Consider the following 5304-nt stretch of genomic DNA (forward strand, 5'->3'; position numbering starts at 1 on the left):
CTGTTATGGCTACTCTATTCACTGCTGCACTTGCTGGATGCTCTTCAATTCCAGGTATGGAGTCTGCGACCGTTGATCGTAATGAAATGAGTGCCGCCCTTGAAAAATCCTGTGCTGAACTAGGCTCAGATTACACACCAGTATCTTATGCCGTAGACAAAGTGTCTAAAGTGATGGTGTCGATTCAGGAGCGCCAGTGCTCARTATTCCATGACTATCGCACGCTCGCTGACAAGCATGCAGACGTAGCTGGTTTCCTAAAGCTCAATGCTGATAAGAGTGATGAAGAGCTTCTTTTTGCGATGAATGAATTCGATAAGGGCAAAGCTGAAGAAAAGAAAATTCGTCCACAAGTTGAAGCGTATAAAGCCGCGTCTGATTCGATCTTTGACAAGAACGTTGAGCTAGCGAAAGACATAGCGCTAGAGGCGGCTGAAATCGCTCTTATCGCTTCAAACAACGCTTCTGTGATTGCTAAAGATTCTACAGTTTCAATTTTAGGCAACGCAGTATCTTATTTTTCAAGTGAATCTGAGGAAGATAAAGAAGTAAAAGAAGACGTGCCAGTGGTTAGTGCTTACAACGAGATGAAAGCACGATCTCTTCTTATTAATGATGCAAACGACATGATTTCTCTAGACCAAAACACAATCGAGCAATTAGAAAACCTAGACAAAATTTTAGCTGAGAAAGTTAAGTCGTAATGAAATATTCAAAGATCGCAACTCTTATCGCTGCTGGTCTTGTTTTGGCTGGGTGTAATAGTACGCCCAGCCAACAAACTTACACAGTTGAGAGTAACGCAGGCAACTCCTCTTTAATCATTGGTAAGTCAGCGTTTGAATTTACCAACAGTGATATTGAAGTCCCAGCATACTTCAACACTCAAGGTCTTCAATTCTGTACTTACGAAGTAAACGAGAAAGATAGCCGTTGCCCGCTCGCTAAAAAAACGATTCGCCTTTACTTCGGTGACGTTCAAACCGCTGTTAGCGAGAACCTTCAAGGCAAATCTGCTGATGTATTCAATGCAATGCATGCAAGTATTGGTAAGTTCGAAACGAAAGCGCTTGAGAACACGTTAGAAAACCAATTTGCGGGGGTGAACCGTTTCCGTATATTGACGCGTGACACTAATTCAATAAACGCGGCGATGGAAGAGATTCTTGCCGATGAAGGTGCAAAAAAAGTTGCACAAAAAATGAGTGGTCGGGATAAGTTGTCGACGGACTACATCATGAAAGTCGACGTGCTTAAAACTGGCGATATGCTCTTTGGTTCTACGCAGTCTTTATTTCAAACATCAATGGAAATGACGACAGGAGTTATTGAACCGTACACGCGCGAAAAGCTGAGCTACCCAAATATCGGTAAAATCCGCGTTTCTAACTTTGATGTTCGTGATAAAAAAAGCTTCACAACTGTAATCGCCAATGGTGGCTACTACCGCGGCTTTAACTACACCAGTAGCAAAGACGTCGACTCAGTGATAAATGAAATGGCGTCACGTGGTTTCGATATCATGTTGACCCGCCTTCTAAAAGAGATGCCAGCAACAGCACAAGTGATGGGCATCAAAGGCGATCGAATCTCGTTAGATCGCGGACAAAATGCTGGTGTATTACCAAATGAAACCATGGTTGTGTTTGAGTACAGTGCTGGTTTTGTTGAGCCCATCGGTGTGGCGACGGTTAACCCTAGCCAACAAAGTGCCCAAGGCAAAATCGTACGCTGGAAAGATAGTAAGCTTGCTGATCAAGTGAAAGACGAAGCTGAGCAGAGTATTTATCGCCCAGATCGTCAGCGTCGAGTCTTTGCAGTTAGCGTTGGTGTCCCAATTGAATTCATGAAGGAACGTAGTACATGGGCGCAAAAAAGATAAGGATTGGTCTTATCCTCGTTGGATTGCTTTCGACAGCACCTTTAGCTGCGCTTGAACTTGATAAGAGCCAGTCAACACTGGCTATTGTTGAGCAGGGATGCGCTTATGGCCGTGGTACATTAGCGATAGAGGGTGCGAAAGCGGATGCGATCAATAACCTGCGACTGTTTTTAAATGGGCAGGTTTCGCTTTCTTTATCTTCAGAAGATTCCGAATTACTCAACGAACAGTTTAACCAAACCGCTCGCGAAACGTTAGTAACCGGCATCGAGAGAGGTATGATCACTGCGGATTTTGGGCAACCTGAAATCTACGGAGATGATACCTGTATTAATGTGCGTCTTATGCCTCCAACGCAAACAAAAGAATATTCCGACGACGATATTATTTGGAATTCTGACTCAACGGTTTCTGTAGTGGTCATCGGTGAGGGTACCGCCAACGAAAAGCATGGTTTAAGTGCGCGTCAAGCGGCCGAGCAAGATGCATTTCGTCGTGCTATCAGCCAAGTTTTGGGCGTAATGATTAAATCTGGTTACCTTCAGCAGACCCATTCAAGTATGTCAGCAAATGCGGTCAGCGAAGACTTCGATCTGCAAGATGTGGCAGTCCAATCCTTATCAATACAATCGCAAGGTATGATTACCGATTGGAGCGAAATTTCTAGCCAAACTAAGCCAAACGGTACGATGGTCGTGACACTCGATGTGTCTGTTGAACGCCAAAAGGTTGAGGCTAAGATTGCCCAACTTATCAAGAGTATAGGGCAACCTGCTGTTTACGTAGATGCGCATCTTCCGGTTGTCCAAACTACGTTCAATAGCGTTCTCGCTCAGATGGGCTTCGATCTCTCTGGTACTCCAGAGCAGGCGACTATCATTCTGAAAGTTCGAGAAAAAAAGAAAGTGACGCCTTCCGGTTTACAGTTAGAATTGGCAGCTAAGCTATTAGACCTAGCTGGTAATGAATACGGCAATTGGCAAAACGATCCGACACTGATGACTCTTCCAAAAAAAGAGGGAATGTTGAATGAGCTAGCGTCAGTGCACTTAGCTATCGACCAAAATCAGAAAATGCTGACGCAAGCGTTACATAGTGCCGTCCAAAAGATAGCGATGCGTGGTGGTCCGGTTCGAGAATTGATCTTTACGTCGAAAGCGGCCGGTCAACAAGGTCAACTTTATACCTTACTTCGTGCGATCAACGGCATTTCCGATGTAAAGTTCGAAACTCGATCAGGCAAAGTTATTGTCCAATTCCGCTCTTTAAATAATGCAAACGAACTTGCTCAGTTTATTCAACCAGCATTACAAATACATCAACCCGATTATCAGCCTGAGCTGAGCGTTTTAAACGACAACCAAATTAAAGTACTTTAAGGCCCTAGGATATTTATGTTTAAAAAAACTCTTCTTTCATTGGTACTAGCAAGCGCCTTTGGTTCTGCACATGCAAATGTGGATTTTGACCTCAACGATCTCGTCCCTGCAACCGATGCCCCTTCTGAAACGCAAGCTTTAAATACTGATGACGTAAAAGAAGTTGGGGATCTTGTTGTGGCTGCAGACCCAAAAGTCGCTGTACTTGTGGCTCACCAAAGTCTGATCGAGGACGAAGGTGATGGCGTTAAGATGATCGCAGTTGGCTCCGGTATCGGCATCCTATCTACGGGCTCTGGCAGCTACGAAACTTACGAAAACCGTAACGCGACGTTGCTATCTAAGCGTGGCGCGTACATGAGAGCTTTCCAAATTGCGAAAAAGCAATTAGTGGAAAACATGGAAGGCATGAGCAACATGTGCGCGACAGCGATCAATGAAACCATGGATGTGATTGATACGGCTACAGAGGGCGCAGCAAACACTACAAGCATGATGAGCGATAACTGCGCTGAGTCAGTAAAAGGTGCGTTAGCCGGTTACGTGACGTTCGACGTATATGATGATCCGAGTGAAAATCTAGTTCGTGTTAGTTTGATTTCAACACCAAAAACACGTGAGCAAACGAAACGCAAAGTAGGAGCTCTGACTCAGACAACAAAACCAAACGTAATTTTCAAACAAATTGTCGCTGACCTGCAAGCAGGTGTTCTGCCTCCAGTTGGCGCTAAAGTGATTACCAACACCGAAACAGGCGAGTCGTTTGTACTTGGTTTTGGTTCTTCCATCATTCGTGACAACAAGAATAAGAGCGTGAAACGCAAGCTGCTTGGTATGTCTAAATCTCAAGCACAAGCTAAAGCGAGAAATGGTCTGATTGCCGTAATGCAAGGTGAACAAATTTACTGGGAAGGCGGTTTTACCGAGAATCAGTTAGAGAGAAATGAACAGTTCGAATACCCATCAGAGAGCATCAACCCAGCAGATGCTAAAATATTGGCAGCAGACAAACACACGTTCATCAATAACATTAAGAGCTTTGATTCGTACAAATCATTTGCAGCCGGTCAAGTGCCTCCAGGCGTTTCTGTTAAAACCTTTAAGAGCAGCGATGGAGAGTGGATGTTAGCCGTTGCGGTTTATGCCCCATCTCTAGAGGCAACAGCGAAACAAGCGGCTGCAGAAAACAAAAAGCGCGTTCGAGAGGGGCAAAACGCAAGCTCAAGCCACAAAATTTCAACAACTGGTGGTCTGACTCACGGAAGTAAAAATAGTCAAGGACCATCTGGTCAAGTGAGTAATGCAAATGATCTGTAATTACAGACACTTGTTGGTTCTGGTAGGCCTTTTAGGTCTACCAGTTTTTGCTTCTGACTCTCAGTCTTGGTCGTTTAACGGCACGGATTATAAGCTTAAAACCAGTGATTCAGAAGTGTCAGTTGAAGTGAAAAGACAGCATGTACTGACCACAAAACAAATGAAGTCATTATGTCGTAAAGGACTTGGTTTAGAGCTTCGCGCAAAATACGAAGACAAATTGCTTGAAAGAGGTTTCATTCGTGAAACTTTAGATTCGTGGCCATTTGCGAGTCTAACTTATGAGCTAACCAATATTCAGTTTTCTTCAGCGAATGAGAGCCAAGCTAAGTGCAGTGCTGAGGTGAACGATACTGGCTACAAAACCAATCTCCAATCCACAGCACTGAACTATGCCATTGCGTATTACTCCACACAGCAGTACCAAAATATCAAGCCAATATTACCATTGATAATCAAAGAATCTAGCGTCGCAATGGATGCGGCAGGGTTAGTCACTTTGCTTTTATCCCAATCAGATTTCAATAAAGCAAAAAATTATTACCAGCAGTATATCGATGTTTCTCAAATTTATAGCAGTAAAATAAAATATTGGTTGGCTCAATGGCAATTTGAACATGGCGAGATTAAGGAAGCCTTGGCCATCGTAAATCAGTGCTCGATAAAACAATGTGAATATCTCGCGATAGCGATAGAAGATAAAATTTTTGCGCAAAAAGCTGAGAC

At 43.8% G+C, this 5304-nt stretch carries 5 protein-coding genes; all 5 read left to right on the plus strand.

What is annotated here, in order from left to right; translation table 11 throughout:
* Positions 1–704, plus strand: a 704-nt coding sequence (locus tag BZG82_RS15700) for a hypothetical protein (protein WP_241837393.1), incomplete at its 5' end; no start/stop codon positions are given.
* Positions 704–1882 carry a hypothetical protein gene (locus BZG82_RS15705; protein WP_077766282.1) on the plus strand — a complete coding sequence of 393 codons (1179 nt, stop codon included), beginning with the start codon at positions 704–706 and terminating at the stop codon, positions 1880–1882. The genes BZG82_RS15700 and BZG82_RS15705, both read left to right, overlap by 1 nt.
* The gene (locus BZG82_RS15710; RefSeq protein ID WP_077766283.1) at positions 1864–3261 is read left to right on the plus strand and encodes a hypothetical protein; all 1398 of its coding nucleotides are present in this window, start codon (positions 1864–1866) and stop codon (positions 3259–3261) included. The genes BZG82_RS15705 and BZG82_RS15710 overlap by 19 nt, the downstream gene beginning before the upstream one ends.
* A gap of 15 nt (positions 3262–3276) precedes the next feature.
* Positions 3277–4578, plus strand: coding sequence for a hypothetical protein (locus BZG82_RS15715; protein WP_077766284.1), 1302 nt, complete (start codon positions 3277–3279; stop codon positions 4576–4578).
* A partial coding sequence (locus BZG82_RS15720; protein WP_077766286.1) for a hypothetical protein occupies positions 4568–5304 on the plus strand: 737 nt, incomplete at its 3' end. The genes BZG82_RS15715 and BZG82_RS15720, both read left to right, overlap by 11 nt.

The sequence above is a fragment of the Salinivibrio sp. PR5 genome (genome assembly GCF_001996085.1).
GTDB classification, from domain to species: domain Bacteria; phylum Pseudomonadota; class Gammaproteobacteria; order Enterobacterales; family Vibrionaceae; genus Salinivibrio; species Salinivibrio proteolyticus.